At 75.5% G+C, this 15,281-nt stretch carries 17 protein-coding genes; 11 read left to right on the forward strand and 6 right to left on the reverse strand.

Annotation, left to right across the window (positions count from 1 at the left end; translation table 11 throughout):
* Positions 1–105: 105 nt before the first annotated feature.
* Genes AB0D08_RS37145 through AB0D08_RS37155 form a run of 3 tightly spaced genes read right to left on the reverse strand, consistent with a single transcriptional unit; the run spans position 106 to position 2,632 of the window.
* A complete protein-coding gene (locus AB0D08_RS37145) occupies positions 106–1,074 on the reverse strand; it encodes an NADPH:quinone oxidoreductase family protein (protein WP_033818741.1) in 969 nt (322 codons plus the stop codon).
* On the reverse strand, positions 1,071–1,880 hold the full coding sequence (locus AB0D08_RS37150) for an SDR family NAD(P)-dependent oxidoreductase (protein WP_033818740.1): 810 nt from the start codon (positions 1,878–1,880) through the stop codon (positions 1,071–1,073). The genes AB0D08_RS37145 and AB0D08_RS37150 overlap by 4 nt, the downstream gene beginning before the upstream one ends.
* Entirely contained in the window at positions 1,877–2,632 is a 756-nt protein-coding gene (locus AB0D08_RS37155; RefSeq protein WP_033818739.1) for an SDR family oxidoreductase, read from the reverse strand. The genes AB0D08_RS37150 and AB0D08_RS37155 overlap by 4 nt, the downstream gene beginning before the upstream one ends.
* 112 nt (positions 2,633–2,744) lie before the next feature.
* Here AB0D08_RS37155 and AB0D08_RS37160 point away from each other — a divergent pair, with 112 nt between their 5' ends.
* The 8 genes from AB0D08_RS37160 to AB0D08_RS37195 all read left to right on the forward strand — a co-directional run bounded on the left by AB0D08_RS37160 (position 2,745) and on the right by AB0D08_RS37195 (position 9,593).
* Positions 2,745–3,362, forward strand: coding sequence for a TetR/AcrR family transcriptional regulator (locus AB0D08_RS37160; protein ID WP_033818738.1), 618 nt, complete (start codon positions 2,745–2,747; stop codon positions 3,360–3,362).
* 30 nt (positions 3,363–3,392) lie between these two features.
* Positions 3,393–3,950: a GNAT family N-acetyltransferase gene (locus AB0D08_RS37165; RefSeq protein ID WP_359894751.1), complete on the forward strand. Its 558-nt coding sequence runs from the start codon at positions 3,393–3,395 to the stop codon at positions 3,948–3,950.
* Between the two features lie 178 nt (positions 3,951–4,128).
* Positions 4,129–5,037, forward strand: a complete 909-nt coding sequence (locus tag AB0D08_RS37170) for an ABC transporter ATP-binding protein (RefSeq protein WP_359894753.1) — start codon at positions 4,129–4,131, stop codon at positions 5,035–5,037.
* 30 nt (positions 5,038–5,067) lie between these two features.
* Complete coding sequence (locus AB0D08_RS37175) at positions 5,068–5,856, forward strand: ABC transporter permease (protein WP_359894755.1); 789 nt, start codon at positions 5,068–5,070, stop codon at positions 5,854–5,856.
* Positions 5,847–7,175, forward strand: a complete 1,329-nt coding sequence (locus AB0D08_RS37180) for a sensor histidine kinase (protein ID WP_149037971.1) — start codon at positions 5,847–5,849, stop codon at positions 7,173–7,175. Before AB0D08_RS37175 ends, AB0D08_RS37180 begins: the two co-directional genes overlap by 10 nt.
* The gene (locus tag AB0D08_RS37185; RefSeq protein WP_359894757.1) at positions 7,172–7,843 is read left to right on the forward strand and encodes a response regulator transcription factor; all 672 of its coding nucleotides are present in this window, start codon (positions 7,172–7,174) and stop codon (positions 7,841–7,843) included. The genes AB0D08_RS37180 and AB0D08_RS37185 overlap by 4 nt, the downstream gene beginning before the upstream one ends.
* Positions 7,844–7,911: 68 nt before the next feature.
* The gene (locus AB0D08_RS37190) at positions 7,912–8,673 is read left to right on the forward strand and encodes a class I SAM-dependent methyltransferase (protein WP_359894758.1); all 762 of its coding nucleotides are present in this window, start codon (positions 7,912–7,914) and stop codon (positions 8,671–8,673) included.
* A 71-nt stretch (positions 8,674–8,744) separates the two neighbouring features.
* The gene (locus AB0D08_RS37195; RefSeq protein ID WP_051811917.1) at positions 8,745–9,593 is read left to right on the forward strand and encodes a hypothetical protein; all 849 of its coding nucleotides are present in this window, start codon (positions 8,745–8,747) and stop codon (positions 9,591–9,593) included.
* 44 nt (positions 9,594–9,637) lie between these two features.
* Here AB0D08_RS37195 and AB0D08_RS37200 read toward each other — a convergent pair whose 3' ends face one another.
* A complete protein-coding gene (locus AB0D08_RS37200) occupies positions 9,638–10,423 on the reverse strand; it encodes a VOC family protein (protein ID WP_051811916.1) in 786 nt (261 codons plus the stop codon).
* Between the two features lie 190 nt (positions 10,424–10,613).
* Between AB0D08_RS37200 and AB0D08_RS37205 the strand changes: the two genes are divergently transcribed.
* Entirely contained in the window at positions 10,614–11,831 is a 1,218-nt protein-coding gene (locus AB0D08_RS37205) for an FAD-dependent oxidoreductase (protein ID WP_359894761.1), read from the forward strand.
* A gap of 121 nt (positions 11,832–11,952) precedes the next feature.
* Positions 11,953–13,245 carry an MFS transporter gene (locus AB0D08_RS37210; protein WP_359894763.1) on the forward strand — a complete coding sequence of 431 codons (1,293 nt, stop codon included), beginning with the start codon at positions 11,953–11,955 and terminating at the stop codon, positions 13,243–13,245.
* Here AB0D08_RS37210 and AB0D08_RS37215 read toward each other — a convergent pair.
* Positions 13,205–13,444, reverse strand: a complete 240-nt coding sequence (locus tag AB0D08_RS37215) for a DUF1876 domain-containing protein (RefSeq protein ID WP_051814128.1) — start codon at positions 13,442–13,444, stop codon at positions 13,205–13,207. The genes AB0D08_RS37210 and AB0D08_RS37215 overlap by 41 nt on opposite strands.
* A 171-nt stretch (positions 13,445–13,615) precedes the next feature.
* A complete protein-coding gene (locus AB0D08_RS37220) occupies positions 13,616–14,539 on the reverse strand; it encodes a S1 family peptidase (protein ID WP_051814127.1) in 924 nt (307 codons plus the stop codon).
* Positions 14,540–14,744: 205 nt separating this feature from the next.
* Here AB0D08_RS37220 and AB0D08_RS37225 point away from each other — a divergent pair, with 205 nt between their 5' ends.
* Entirely contained in the window at positions 14,745–15,239 is a 495-nt protein-coding gene (locus AB0D08_RS37225) for a hypothetical protein (protein ID WP_033825020.1), read from the forward strand.
* The last annotated feature ends 42 nt before the right edge of the window (positions 15,240–15,281 follow it).

The raw sequence follows: 15,281 nt of genomic DNA on the forward strand, positions 1-15,281 counted from the left end.
TGGAGGGGTGTCTTGCCGCGCGGGGGGCGGGGGGCGGGGGGGGGCGGCGGGGGGGCCGGCCCGCCGGGGGGGGGGGCGCGCCCGGGCGCCCCCCCCCCCTCTGGGCTACGGCTGAACCGTGATCCGTCCGGTGCTCAGGCCGTCGGCGACCCGCTGGACTCCCTCGGCGGCGCGCTCCAGCGGCAGCCGCTCGCTGACCAGCGGGCGGACCACCCCCTTGGCGGCGAGTTCGGTGAGCTCGCGGTGGGCGTGCCGGACGGCCTGCGGGTCGTGGGTGTTGTAGAGGCCCCAGTGCAGGCCGAGCAGCGAGTAGTTCTTCACCAGGGCGTGGCCGAGGCTCGGCGCGGGGATGGTGCCGCCGGCGAAGCCGACCACGACGATCCGGCCCTCGAAGGCGACGCACTTGGTGGAGCCGGTGTAGGCGTCGCCGCCGACCGGGTCGAAGACCACGTCGGCCCCGCGGCCGCCGGTGGCCTCCTTGACCGCGGCGACGAAGTCCCGTTCGTGCCGGTCGATCACCAGGTCCGCGCCCAGTTCCCGGGCCACGGCGGCCTTCGCCGCGCCGCCGACGACACCGATCACCCTCGCCCCGGCGGCCTTGCCGAGCTGGACGGCGGCGCTGCCGACGCCGCCCGCCGCGGCGTGCACCAGCAGCGTCTCGCCGGCGGCCAGGGCGGCCCGCCGGTGCAGCCCGAACCAGGCGGTCTGGTAGCCGATGTGCAGGGCGGCGGCCTCGGCGTCGTCCAGCGCCTCGGGCGCGGGGAGGACCGCGGCGGCATCCATCAGCGCGTACTCGGCGAACGCCCCGGCGGGCAGCAGCGCGGTGCCGATCACCCGGGTGCCCGCGTACGGGCCTTCGGCGGGCTCGCCGCAGAGTTCGACGCCCGGCGTGAACGGCAGCGGCGGGCGGACCTGGTACTGGCCGCGGCACATCAGCGCGTCGGGGAAGTTGACGGCGGCGGCCCGGACCCGGACCAGCAGCTGTCCCTCGGCGGGCACCGGCCGGGGTATGCCGTCGGCGATCCGCATCACCTCGGCGGGCTCACCGAGTCCGCCGACCTGCCAGGCCTTCACGAGTGGCTCCCTTCGGGGGTGCGGACGGCGGCCGGGCCCTGTTCGAGGCCCTGCTGGAGGCGGTTCATGCCGTTCAGCCAGCGGTCCGGGGTGGTGGCGCGGGCGGCGTAGTAGTCGGCCACCTCGGCGTGCGGGAGGATCAGGAACTCCTCGGCCTCGACGGCCCGCAGCACCTCGGCGGCGACGGCGGCGGGCTCGATCGCGTCCGCGCCGAGCAGGGCCTCGCCGATCGCGCCGGTCGAGGTCAGCATGTCGGTGCGCACGCCCTGCGGGCACAGCGCGTGCACCCGCACCCCGCGGTGCCGGTAGGTGGCGGACAGCCACTCGGCGAAGGCCAGCGCGCCGTGCTTGCTGACCGCGTACGGGGCCGAGCCGAGCATGGTGAGCAGCCCGGCGGCCGAGACGGTGGACAGGAACCGGCCCTCGCCGCGCTCCAGCCACTCGGGCAGCAGCTGCTCGGCGGCCCGGACGTGGGCCATCACGTTCACCTCCCAGGCCTGGGCCCAGAGCTCGGGGGCGGCGTCGGCCCCGCCCTGCGGGGCGACGCCGGCGTTGGCGCAGTACAGGTCGACGCGGCCGTACGCGCTGCGGGCGGCGGCGAGCAGCGCGGCGATGCCGTCGGCGGTGGCGGCGTCGCCGGGGGCGGCGAGCGCGCCGAGGCGGGCCGCGACCTGTTCGGCCGCGTCGGTGTCGAGGTCGTTGACCACGACCCGGGCGCCCTCGGCGGCGAAGGCGGTGGCGAGGGCGGCGCCGATGCCGCGGCCGGCGCCGGTGACGACGACGGTGCGCCCGTCGTGGGCGCTCACAGTCCGCCGCCCAGCGTCACGCCGCCGTCGACGACCAGGGTCTGGCCGGTGATCCAGGCGGCGTCCGCGGAGAGCAGGAAGGCGACGGCCCCGGCGACGTCCTCGGGGACGCCGAGCCGGCCGAGCGGGTAGGCCCGGATCACCTTCTCCTCGCGGCCTTCGTACAGGGCCTCGGCGAACTTGGTCTTGACGATCGCGGGGGCGACCGCGTTGACCCGGATGTCGGGGCCGAGGTCGGCGGCGAGTTCGACGGTGAGCCGCATCAGGGCGGCCTTGCTGACGCCGTACATGCCGATGCCCTTGGAGGCGCGGATGCCCGCGATGGAGGCGACGTTGACGACGGCGCCGCCGTGCTCGCCCATCCAGGCGGCGTGGGCGAGGCGGGTCCAGGCCAGCGGGGCCAGCACGTTGACCGCCATGATCTTGGCGGCGGCGGCCGGGTCGGTGTCCAGCACCGGGCCGTAGACCGGGTTGACGCCGGTGTTGTTGACCAGCAGGTCGAGCCGGCCGAAGGTCTCCATGGTGCGGGTGACGGCCTCCTCCTGGTGGGCCGGGTCGTCGGACTTGCCGGCCACCGCGAGGGCGTGGTCGGCGCCGCCGAGGTCGCGGACCGCGTCGTCGAGCGGCTCGGCGCTGCGGGCGGTGATGCAGACCTTGGCGCCGCGCTGGACGAGCTCGCGGGCGATGCCGAGGCCGATGCCCCGGCTGGCTCCGGTGACCACGGCCACCTGGCCCTTGAGGGAGGAGGTCATCGCCGTACCTTTCGATGGGGTGACTAAGCGCTTGCTCAGCATCTTGGGGGCGGGCCACACTGTCAACAGGCCGAGCCGCCCGGCCCGTGATCCCTCTGCGAGGATTGGTCCTATGAACGAACTGGCGACCGCCGGCCTGTGGCCCGGAGAGGCGACCGAGGCCCCCCGGCGCCTGCTGCTCGCGGCGGTGGAGTCCTTCGCCCGGCGCGGGTACCACGCCACCACCACCCGCGACATCGCGACGGCCGCCGGGATGAGCCCGGCGGCGCTCTACATCCACTACCCGTCCAAGGCGGCGCTGCTCGCCGAGATCAGCCGCACCGGGCATCAGGCCACCTTCGACCTGGTCGAGCGGGCCGAGGCGGCGAGCGGCGACCCGGTGGAGCAGATGCGGCGCCTGGTGGAGGACTTCACGGTCTGGCACGCCCGCGGCCACACGGTCGGCCGGATCGTCAACAACGAGCTGCACGCACTGCCCGAGGAGACCTTCGCGGCCGTGGCGGAGCTGCGGATCCGGATCGAGGAAACGGTTCGGCGGATCATCGGGCGGGGGGTGGCCGCGGGCGTCTTCGAGGTGCCCGACCAGCGCACCGCCGCCCGGGCGGTCACCTCGCTCGGCATCGACGTGTCCCGGTGGTACACCGAGCGCAGCACGGAGTCCCCGGAGGAGCTGGGCCGCCGGTACGCGGTGCTGGTGCTGCGGATGCTGGGTGCCGGGGCCGCGGTGTGATCCGGGTCTCCTCGCCGGTACGGTGATCCGATGATGTTCCACGCCATCGCGGTCGCACCTGACGTCCAGCTGCGACCGGTTGCCGAGGACGACTCGGCCGCCCTGCTCCGCGCCTTCCTGCGCAACCGCGAGCACCTGCGCCGCTGGGACCCCCGGCGGGACGAGGAGTTCTTCACCCCGGCCGGGCAGGCGGCCCGGCTGCGGGACCAGCTGGAGCAGCGCGAGACCGGCCGCCAGTACCCGTACGTGCTCACCCACGCCGAGGAGATCATCGGCGCGGTGACCCTCTCCAACGTGGTGCGCGGCCCGCTGCACAGCGCCAACCTCGGCTACTGGATCGACGCCGGCCACGTCGGGCGCGGCCTGGCCGGCGCCGCCGTGACGCTGGTGGCCCGGGCCGCCGACCAGCAGCACGGGCTGCACCGGCTGGAGGCCGGCGCGGCCACCGACAACCCCGGCTCCCAGCGGGTGCTGGTCAAGAGCGGGTTCCAGGTGATCGGCACCGCGCCGAAGTTCCTGCTGATCGACGGCGAGTGGCGGGACCACGTGCTGTTCCAGAAGATCCTGAACGACCGTCACCCCGGCTGAGCCGGCGGCCCGTCCCGCACCTGGTCGGCCCGCCCGGCATCAACCGATCGGTTGATGCCCCTCCACCACCGCCGCCACGAACCACCGCCGGACGGTCGATGAGCCGCCCTGCCCCCGCGCGGGAAGCTCGGAGCACGGCAAGGCGCCGGGCGGACGGGGACAGCAAGGGGTGGTGGCCGTGGCGGTCATCGAGGTGGCGGGACTGCGCAAGGCCTACCGGGGGCGCGGTGTCCTGGACGGGGTCGACTTCCAGGTCGCCGAGGGCGAGATCTTCGGCCTGCTGGGCTCCAACGGGGCCGGCAAGACCACCACCGTGGAGTGCTGCGAGGGCCTGCGCCGGGCCGACGGCGGCACCGTCCGGGTGCTGGGGCTCGACCCGGTCCGCCAGGCGCACCGGCTGCGCGCCCGGATCGGCGTCCAGCTCCAGCAGGCCCAGTTGCAGGACGCACTGCGGGTCGGCGAGGCGCTGGAGCTGTACGCCTCCTTCTACCCCCGGGCCCACGACGTGGCGGACCTGGCCGCCCGCTGGGGCCTCGGCGAGCTGCGCCGTACGCCGTTCGGCAAGCTCTCGGGCGGGCAGAAGCAGCGGCTGTTCATCGCGCTCGCCCTGGTCGGCCGGCCGGAGGTGGCGTTCCTGGACGAGCTGACCACCGGTCTCGACCCGGCGGCCCGGCGGGAGACCTGGCAGCTGATCCGCCAGGTCCGCGACAGCGGCGTGACGGTGGTCCTGGTCTCGCACTTCATGGACGAGGTCGAGGCGCTGTGCGACCGCGCCGCCGTGCTGGACCGCGGCCGGATCGTGGCCGCCGGCACCCCGCAGGAGCTGATCGCCCGCGCCGGGGTGGCCGGGACCCTGAGCTTCCGGCCGACCGCCCCGCTCGAACTGGCCCTGCTCGCCGGACTGCCCGGGGTGGCCACCGTGACCGAACGGGCCGGCCGGATCGAGGTCACCGGCACCGGCGGCTACGCCGACGAGGTCACCCGGCTGCTCGCCGGCCGCGGCCTCGTCGTCACCGGCCTGCGGATCCACGAGCGCAGCCTGGACGACGCCTTCGTCGCGCTGACCGGCCGCGACCACCTCAACTGACCACCCCTCACCCACCCTTCGGAGCCCGTGATGACCAGCACCGCCAGCACCGCCGACACCGCCGGCACCGGCGCCGCCACCGCCCGTGCCCTGCGCCGCCTGGCCGCCGTCGAGACCCGGCTGTTCCTGCGCGACCCCGCCACCGCGTTCTTCGGCCTCGCCTTCCCGGTGCTGCTGATGGGCGTGCTCGGCTCGATCCCCGCCCTGCGCGAACGCTCCGCCGACCTGCACGGTATGAGCACCCTCCAGCTGTACGCCCCGATCATGGCGGTGTTCAGCGTGCTGACCCTGGCCATGAACGGCCTGCCGCCGGTGCTGGCCGGCTACCGCGAACGCGGGGTGCTGCGCCGGCTGTCGGCGAGCCCGGTCCGTCCGGTGCTGGTGCTCGGCGCGCTGCTCCCCCTCTACCTGGCGGTCTCGGTGGTCTCGCTGCTGCTGGTCGGCGCGGCCGGCCTGGCCTTCGGGGTGCCGCTGCCGCGGCAGCTGCCCGGGTTCGTGCTGGCCTTCGCCCTCACCGTGGCGGCACTGTTCGCGCTCGGGCTGCTGGTCGCGGCCGTGGCGCCGTCCGCGAAGGCGGGCAACGCGATCGGGGCGATGCTGCTCTTCCCGCTGATGTTCTTCTCCGGCATCTGGATCCCCCGCGCGTTCACCCCCGGGCTGCTCAGCCGGATCGGCGACCTCACCCCGAGCGGCGCCGCCGTCCAGGCCCTCCAGGACACCTGGAACGGACACCTTCCGCAGGGCGTGCACCTGGTCACACTGGCGGTGTTCGCGCTCGTCGCGGGCGCCGGCGCTGCGAAGCTGTTCCGGTGGGAGTGATCACTGCGCCGGCCGGGCCGGACCCGTCCACGGCCGACCCCGCGGGGGAGGCCGTGCTCGGCATGTGGCAGCGCCGGCTCGACCGGGCGCTCACGCCGCTCGCGTACGTCGCGCTGCTGGTCTCGCTGGCGTTGGCGCTGATCGTGCCGGTACCCACCGCCCGCCCGGCGGCGGTGACCCTGGCGGCCGCCGGCGCCGCCGCCCTGTGGCTGCTGGTCCGGGCGGCGCTCGACCGGCTGCCGCCGGGCCGCCGCCGCGGCTGGCACGGGCCCGCGCACTTCACCGTACTGGTCGCGCTGACCGTGCTGCTGGTGCTCTGCAACCCCTACTTCGGCTTCTTCGCCTTCTCCGGCTACCTGCACGCCGTGCACCACCTGCCGGCCGGCCGGCCCCGGATCGCGGGCGTGCTGGTGGCCGCCCTGCCCGGCTCGCTGGCCCAGGTCGGTGGCGTACTCCCGGGCACCTGGCGGGAGTTCGGCAGCCTGCTGGCGGTGCTGTCGTTCAACCTGGTGGTGGCCGGGGTGATCGTCGCACTGAACGGCGTGACCGACCGGCTGAGCCTGAGCCGCAAGGCCGCCAACGCCGAACTCGCCGACGCCAACCGGCGGCTGACCGCCCTGCTGGCCGAGAACGCCGGCCTGCAGGCCCAACTGCTCACCCAGGCGCGGGAGGCCGGGATCACCGAGGAACGGCAGCGGCTGGCCCGTGAACTCCACGACACCGTCGCCCAGGGACTGGCCGGCATCGTCACCCAGCTGCAGGCCGCCGACGGCGCTCGCGAACAGGGCGCCGACCCCGCACTGGTCGGCCACCACCTGGACAGCGCCGCCCGGCTCGCCCGGGAGAGCCTCGACCAGGCCCGGCGGGCCGTCCACGCCCTGCGCCCGCAGGAGTTGGAGCGGGCCGAGCTGCCGGAGGCACTCGCCGAGGCCGTCGACCGGTGGCGCCGCCGCAGCACCCCGACCGTGGCACTGACCGTCACCGGCGACCCCCGCCCGCTGCACCCGCAGGTCGAGGTGACGCTGCTGCGCGCCACCCAGGAGTCGCTGGCCAACGTGGCCAGGCACGCGGACGCCACCCGGGTCGGGGTCACCCTCTCGTACCTGCCCGGCCAGATCACCCTGGACGTGCGCGACGACGGCCGCGGCCTCGACCCGGCCCGTGCCGCCGCGTCCCGCGCCGAGGGCGGCGGATTCGGGCTCACCGCGATGCGGCGGCGCGCCCAGGACCTCGGCGGACACGTCGAGTTGGAGACGGAACCCGGCCTCGGCACCACCGTGTCGGTGACCGTTCCGGAGCCCGGCAGGGGGAACGGATGACAGGGATGCCGATCGACGCGGACCGGCCGGTCAGGCTGCTCATCGTGGACGACCACCCGGTGGTCAGGGACGGCCTGCGCGGCATGTTCGCCGCCGCGCCCGGCTTCGAGGTGGCCGGCGAGGCCGCGGACGGCGCCGAGGCGCTGGTGCTGGCCGAGGCACTGCGCCCGGACGTGGTGCTGATGGACCTGCGGATGCCCCGGATGGACGGTGTCACGGCGATCCGCGCGATGGCCGAGCGCGGCCTGACCGCCCGGGTGCTGGTGCTCACCACCTACGACACCGACGGTGACGTGCTGCCCGCGGTGCGGGCCGGGGCGACCGGGTACCTGCTCAAGGACGCGGCCCGGGAGGAGCTGTTCCACGCCGTCCGGTCGGCGGCGCGCGGCGCCTCGGTGATCTCGCCGACGGTGGCCGCCAAGCTGCTCGGCCAGGTCCGCGCACCCGCGCCCGAGGTGCTCAGCGCCCGGGAACTGGAGGTGCTGCAGCTGGTCGCGGGCGGCGCGACCAACCGGGACGCGGCCGCCCGGCTGTTCATCAGCGAGGCCACCGTCAAGACCCACCTGCTGCACGTCTACGCCAAGTTGGAGGTCAAGGACCGGGCCTCGGCGGTGGCGGCCGGCTACGAGCTGGGACTGCTGGTGCCCGGCGGCGGCCGGCCCCGCTGACCGGGCCACCGCCCACGGGCACCCGCAATTCATTGGCCCACGAACGGGCCGGGTGCGAGGATCGCCCCATGGAGCGAGACTTCGACGACCTGGTGGCCGAGGCCGAAGCGGTGTCCGTGGCCGGCTGGGACTTCTCCTGGCTGGACGGTCGGGCCACCGAGCAGCGCCCGTCCTGGGGCTACCAGCGGCTGATGGGCGAGCGGATGGCCCTGGCCGCGGCCGCGCTGGACATCCAGACCGGCGGCGGCGAGGTGCTGGCGGGTACGCCGAAGCTGCCGCCGACCACGGTGGCCACCGAGTCCTGGCCGCCGAACGTCGCGAAGGCCACCGCCCTGCTGCACCCGCTCGGCGCCGTGGTCGTCGCCGACCCGGACGAGCCGCCGCTGCCGTTCGCCGACGCCGCCTTCGACCTGGTGGTGAGCCGGCACCCGGTGACGGTGTGGTGGCAGGAGATCGCCCGGGTGCTCCGGCCGGGCGGCTGCTACCTGTCCCAACAGGTCGGCCCGTCCAGCGTGTTCGAGCTGGTGGAGTTCTTCCTCGGCCCGCAGCCGGCCGAGGTGCGCCGCGGCCGGCACCCCGACGACGCCAGGGCGGCGGCCGAGGCGGCCGGGCTGGAGGTGGTGGACCTGCGGTTCGAGTCGCTGCGCACGGAGTTCCACGACATCGGCGCGGTGGTGTACTTCCTGCGGAAGGTGATCTGGATGGTGCCGGGCTTCACCGTGGAGCAGTACCGCGAGCGGCTGCGGGAGCTGGATGCGCGGATCCGGGCCGAGGGACCGTTCCTGGCCCACACCACCCGGTTCCTGATCGAGGCCCGCAAGCCACTCTGACCACTCGGCCCGGCCTCCTTCCCGCCGCCCACCTTCTTAGGTTAGGCTCACCTAAGAGACGAGGAGGACGGATGCCCCACGCCGAAAACCGGCCAGCCCGCGTCGCCGACCGGCCCGCGCCCCGGCGCACCGCGCCCACCGCCGCCGAACGCGCCCGCACGATCCTGCAGTTCGCCTCCTCCGTGGTGGCCGACGTCCCCGGGATCGACCTGGTGAACCGGCCCGGCATCCCCCCGCTGGTCAGCTGCGCGGCGCTGCCCGACGGTGCGCTCGCCGTCCTGGTGGAGAGCCCCTCGCCGCTGCACCGGGTGGTGGCGCTCTCCCGCGAGGAGGAGGTCCCGGCCGAGCTGGAGGCCGTCGATGTGGCCCCGGTCGCCGTCCCCCAGCGGATCCGCGCCCGGGCCCACGCCCACGGCCGGCTGACCCTGCTGCCCGCCGGCGGGCCCGACCGGATCGAGCAGCTCTTCCCGCACCGCGGCCCGGCGGGCCACGCCCTGCTGCGCCTCGAGCTCGACCACCTGGCGGTCGAGGACCTGTGGGGCGCCGACTGCTGCATCGACCTCGGCGCCTTCGCCGTCGCCGCGCCCGACCCGATCGCGGGCGACGAGGCCTGTCTGCTCCAGCACCTGGCCGCCGCCCACCCCGACCAGCTGGCCCTGCTCGGCGCCCGCGCGCTGGCCCGGCGGACCGCCCGGCACGCCTGGCCCGGCCCGGTCGGCGCGCTCCGCGAGGTCGCACCGGTCGCCCTCGACCGCTTCGGACTGCGGGTCCGGCTGATCGGCGATCCGCAGGGCGGCCCGGAGGACACCGGACCGTCCGGCCGACTCCTCGACGCCCGCTTCGAGTTCGAGCACCCGGTCACCGTGCCGGACGAGCTGCCGGAGGCGATGCACCGGCTGTTCGCCGGGCTGCGGCACTGAGCGGCGGCGCTGCGCAAGGGCGCGGTCGGCCGACCGGCGGGAGGTCAGCCGAGCGGGCTGATCACCGAGAAGAGCCCGCCCTCCGGGTCGCTCAGCCGGGCCACCCGGCCGTACGGGGTGTCCACCGGGTCCCCGGCCACCTTGCCGCCGAGCTCGACCGCCTGACGGACCGCCTCCTCGGTGTCCCGCACCGCGAAGAACACCTCCCAGTGCGGGCCCAGCCCCTCCTCCGCCCCGCGCAGCGCGGCCACACTGCGGCCCTCCACCCTCAGCACCACCCGCTCGTGCTCGTAGCGGACCTCGAAGTGCGCCGGGTCCCGCCCGTCCCAGCGGAACACCTCGCCGTAGAAGAGCGCCGCCGCGAACGGGTCGGCGGTGCGCAGCTCGATCCAGGACGGCGTGCCGGGCTCCGCCATCCACGTCTCGTCGGCGGTCTCGCCCTCCCAGATCCCGAAGGCCGCGCCGGCCGAGTCCGAGGCCAGCACGATCCGCCCGGCGTCGAAGGCCAGCGGGCCGACCGCGACCGTGCCGCCGCGCTCGCGGACGCCGTCGGCGGACTGGTCCGCGCTCTCGGTGCCGAAGATGATCGTCCAGGCCACCGGCACGTCCCAGTCCCCGCCGATCACGCCGAGGCCGGCCACCTCGACGCCGTCGACCACGGCCCGCAGGTAGCGGCCCCAGCGGTCCGGGCCCGGCTCGAAGGTCCAGCCGAGCAGCGGCCCGTAGAACGCCTGTGCCAGGTCGAGGTCCCTGGCGGTCAGGCTGACCCAGCACGGCGCACCCGGTACGCAGCGCACCCTGACCGTCTTCTCGCCCGTCGGATCACCCATTCGCCAGCCGCTCCTTCCGGTTCCGCGGCCCGTGCGACCGCCCGCACCGGATCGGCGTCGCCGGACCGGCCCCAGCGGGTTCAGCCTAGGCCGTGTCCGGTCGCCGGGGCGGGATTGCGGCGGGGGCGGGCGGGCCGACGGGGGTGAGCGGTGGTGATGGGCGCGGGGATCACGGGGTAGGGATCCGGCTATGGACACCTCATACGTCATCCTGGGCGCAAGCCTGGCCGGGGCCAAGGCCGCCGAAGCACTGCGTGAGGAGGGCTTCGACGGCCCGGTGGTGCTGGTCGGCGACGAACCGGAGCGCCCGTACGAGCGGCCGCCGCTGTCCAAGGGCTATCTGCAGGGCGGCACCGAGCGGGAGAAGATCTTCGTCCATCCGGCCGAGTGGTACGCCGAACACGGGGTGGATCTGCGGCTCGGCACCGCCGCCACCGCGATCGACCCGGCCGCCCGTACCGTGACGCTGGCCGACGGCAGCCGGCTCGGCTGGTCCAAGCTGCTGCTCGCCACCGGTTCGGCGCCGCGCCGGATCCCGGTGCCCGGCGGGGACCGCCCCGAGGTGGTGTACCTGCGGCGGGTCGGTGACAGTGACCGGCTGCGCGCGGCGCTGCGGCCGGGCGCCCGGATCGCGATCGTCGGGGCCGGCTGGATCGGGCTGGAGGCCGCCGCCGCGGCCCGGGCGGCCGGGGCCGAGGTCACCGTGCTGGAGGTGGCGGAGCTGCCGCTGCTGCGGGTGCTCGGCCGGGAGGTCGCCCAGGTCTTCGCCGACCTGCACCGGGCGCACGGCGTGGACCTGCGGTTCGGGGTCCAGGTCGCCGAGCTGTCCGCCGAGGGCGTCCGGCTGGACGACGGCACGCTGGTCCCGGCCGACACCGTGGTGGTGGGGGTCGGGATCAGCCCGAACACCGCGCTGGCCGAGGCGGCCGGCCTGGAGGTGGACAACGGCGTGCGCACCGACCGGCACCTGCGCACCTCGCACCCGGACGTGTTCGCCGCGGGCGACGTCGCCAACGCCTTCCACCCGCTGTACGGCCGCCCGGTCCGGGTCGAGCACTGGGCCAACGCGCTCAACCAGCCGAAGGTGGCGGCGGCCTCGATGCTCGGCCGGGAGGCGGTGTACGACCGGGTGCCGTACTTCTTCACCGACCAGTACGACCTCGGGATGGAGTACACCGGGCTGGCCGAGCCGGGCGGCTACGACCGGGTGGTGTTCCGCGGCGACGTCGCGGCCCGGGAGTTCATCGCGTTCTGGCTGTCCGGCGGCCGGGTGGTCGCCGGGATGAACGTCAACGTCTGGGACGTCACCGACCCGATCCGTGACCTGGTCCGCTCCGGCCGCGAGGTCGCCGTGGACCGGCTGACCGACCCGGCCGTCCCGCTGGCGGAGCTGGCCGGCTCCGCCTGACGGCCCGTCCGCCGCCCGTCCGCCGTCGCTTCGGCGCCCGTTCGGGCCCGGACTGTCGGTGCCGTGCCCTAGGGTCGGAGCGGCCCCGGGGTGCGGGGCCCGACCGTCGAGGGGGGCGCGGATGGGTGCGGGACTGCTACCGCCGGCGGGGCCGGCCAGACGGCTGGCCGCCGCGCAGCTGACCAACGCGCTGGGCGACGGCGCGTTCCTGGTCTGCTCGGCGCTGTACTTCAGCCGGGTGGTAGGGCTGACGGCGCCGCAGATCGGGTTCGGGCTCACCCTGGGCTGGGCGGTCGGCGCCTTCGCCGGGGTGCCGCTCGGCCACCTGGCCGACCGGCGCGGTCCGCGCGGGGTGGCGGCGCTGCTCGCGGTCGCCACGGCGGGCTCGGTCGGGCTGTTCCTCACCGCCCGCGCGTACGCCGTGTTCCTGGCCGCGGCCGTGCTGTACGCCTGCGCGCAGAGCGGGCTGGCGGCGGCCCGCCAGGCGCTGCTGGCCGGGCTGGTGCCGCCCGCCCGGCGGACCGAGGTACGGGCCCATCTGCAGTCGACGGTCAACGCCGGGCTCGCGGTCGGCGCGGCCCTCGGCGGGGTGGCGCTGCGCTTCGACACCACGGCCGGGTACCTGGCGGTGCTGGGCGTCGACGCGCTGAGCTTCCTGGTGTCCGCCGTGCTGCTGGCCCGGCTCCCGGCCGTCGCGCCGGCCCCGGCGGCGGCCGCCGGCGAGCCGCGGCTGGCCGTCCTGCGGGACCGCCCGTACGCACTGGTGTCGCTGGTCAACGCGGTGCTGCTGCTCTACATGCCGCTGCTGTCGCTGATCCTGCCGCTGTGGATCGCGGGCCGGACGGCGGCGCCCGGGTGGACGGCGGCGGCGCTGCTGATGCTCAACACCCTGAGCGTGGTGCTGTTCCAGGTCCGGGTGGCCCGGCGGGTGGACGGCCTCGCCACCGCGGTCCGGTATGTCCGGTACGCGGGGCTGGCACTGGCGGCGGGCTGCGGCGGGTTCGCGCTGTCGGCCTCCGACGGCGGGGCGTGGGCGGCGGCCGGGGTGCTGCTGGCCTCGACGGGGCTGCAGGTGGTGGGCGAGATGCTGCTTGCCTCGGGCGCCTGGGAGATCGGCTTCGGGCTGGCACCGGCCGACCGGCAGGGTCAGTACCAGGGGTTCTTCGGTTCCGGTGTGGCGGTGGCGCGGACGATCGGGCCGCTGCTGCTGACCACGCTGGTGCTGGGCTGGGGTCCGCCGGGGTGGCTGGTGCTGGGGGCGGTGTTCGCGCTGGCGGGCGCCGCGATGGGGCCGGCGGTCCGCCGGGCGGAGCGTGCCCGGGCCCACGGCCGTCCCGTCGCGGGCGCGGCGGCCGCGGGCGGCTCGGCGGGCGTCACATCAGCGGGTAGTCCGGGGCCCGCACCGTCGACTTGATCTCGTCGTGGGCCTTGGTCAGCAGTTGCATGGCGAGGTCGTTGAGCGCCCTGGCGCCGGCCACTTCCTCGCCGACCCGCAGCTGCGGGCTGTCCGAGCGGTGGCGGGTGCTGTAGCCGTGGGCGCGGACCTCGGTGCCGTCCGCCAGCCGGACCATCGCGGCGGCCTTGGTCCGGTCGCCGTCCTCCTCGAACTCCATCTCGATGTGCCATCCGACCAGGGTTCTCACGTCGGCCACCTCCTGGGTCGTGGACCTGCGCGCCCGCCCTGGGGCCGGCCCGGCGCGCACGGTCGCCCTCCCCTTCAGTGTGCGCCCGTCCGGGTGGCCCGCGCCGCGCGGGGCGCGACGGCGCGGACCGTGCCCCGGTGGTCAGAAGTTCATCGGCTGGAAGAACGTGGTCGAGCCGTTGGCCGGGCCGCCGCTGATCAGGCCGAGGCCCGTGCCGCCGTGGTAGACGGGCCCGCCGGAGTCGCCCTCGCCGCCGCTCTGGCTGCTCCGCACCAGGCCCCTGACCAGGCCGTCCGGGTAGTTGACGGTGACGTTGAGGGCGGTGACGGTGCCGCACTGGGTCCCGGTGGTGGAGCCCCGGCCGCAGACCGGCTCGCCCAGGGTGGCCTTGCCGAAGGCGGTGATCTCCTCCTCGTCGCCGACCACGTCGTTGGGCAGGGTCCAGCCCGCGACCGGGGTGATCACGGCCCAGTCCGAGCCGGGGAAGCGCCAGTTGCCGGCGGACACCGAACCGATCTTGTTGCCCTTGGCGTCGTACCAGGTCTTGGCCGCGTCGGCGCAGTGCCCGGCGGTGGTCGTGGTGCCGGCCCGGTAGTTGTTGAAGCCGTTGGTGCACTGGTAGACCGTGCCGGAGGTGCCGCTGTAGATAACGCTGCCGCCGTGCAGGGTGCCGGGCATCCGGGCGATGGAGTCGTCGGGTGCGGTCACCAGGGCGATCCGGCGGACCACCGGGGTGTCCAGTTCGGTCAGCGTGGTCAGCGCGCTCTGGCCGGCGACCGCGGTCGCGGCGCCGACGAACCCCTCGGTGCGTTCGTCGTCCGCGCCGCGCAGCACCGCCACCCCGAGCCTGCAGGCCTGCGGGTCGACGTACCAGTACTGCGCCTGCCCGGCCTGCCCGGCGGCCGCCCTGGCGTCCAGCTCGGCCATCAGGCCGTCCAGCCGGCTGAGCGAGGCCGGGCCGCACTGCGGCTCCTCCACCGGGACGGCGGCCACCGCCGGCACCGCCGCCGCACCGAACGCCAGCACCACCGCGGGCAGCAGCGCGCCCAGGACCTTACGTGCCATCAAAGGCTCCCCTTCGTCTGCCGTCCCGCGGCACGGGGAGTCGTGCGCGACCGACGGCTCTGCCCGGCCACCGTAAGGAGACGGAGCGTCAGGAAACCGTTCGAACGGCCGGTGGATCACCTGTTCGGCTCAGGCCGTGCGCCGGCCGGGCCCCGGTCCGATAAGCGGGTGCGCGGCGGACCGGGGCTCGGCTAGCCTCCCCGCCATGACCTGGCTGCCTGCTGACTTCGTCCATCCCCTCCGGGTACCGGTGCCCGGGGGCTTCCACCTGCGGCCGATCGCGGGGAGCGACACGGAGCTCGACCACCCCGCCGTGATGGGTTCGCGCGAGCGGCTGTGGTCGATCTACGGCGAGGCCTGGGGCTGGCCCGCGGCGACCATCACCTTCGAGGCGGACCTGGCCGACCTGGAGCGGCACGCCCGCGAGATGGAGGCCCACCAGTCCTTCAACTACGCGCTGTTCGACGACGCGAACACCGCGCTGCTGGGCTGCGTCTACATCGACCCGCCGGAGCGGGCCGGCGCCGACGCCGAGATCTCCTGGTGGGTGGTGGACGACCGGGTCGGCAGCGAGCTGGAGGCGGCCCTGGACGCCCTGGTGCCGCGCTGGATCGCCGAGGACTGGCCGTTCACCCGGCCGCGGCTGATCGGGCGCGACCTGACCTGGCAGGAGTGGCTGGCGCTGCCGCCGGCCGACTGAGCCGGGCGGGGCGCGCAGCGGCCGGGCACCTCGACGGGTGCC

Source organism: Kitasatospora sp. NPDC048540 (assembly GCF_040651175.1).
Taxonomy (GTDB): domain Bacteria; phylum Actinomycetota; class Actinomycetes; order Streptomycetales; family Streptomycetaceae; genus Kitasatospora.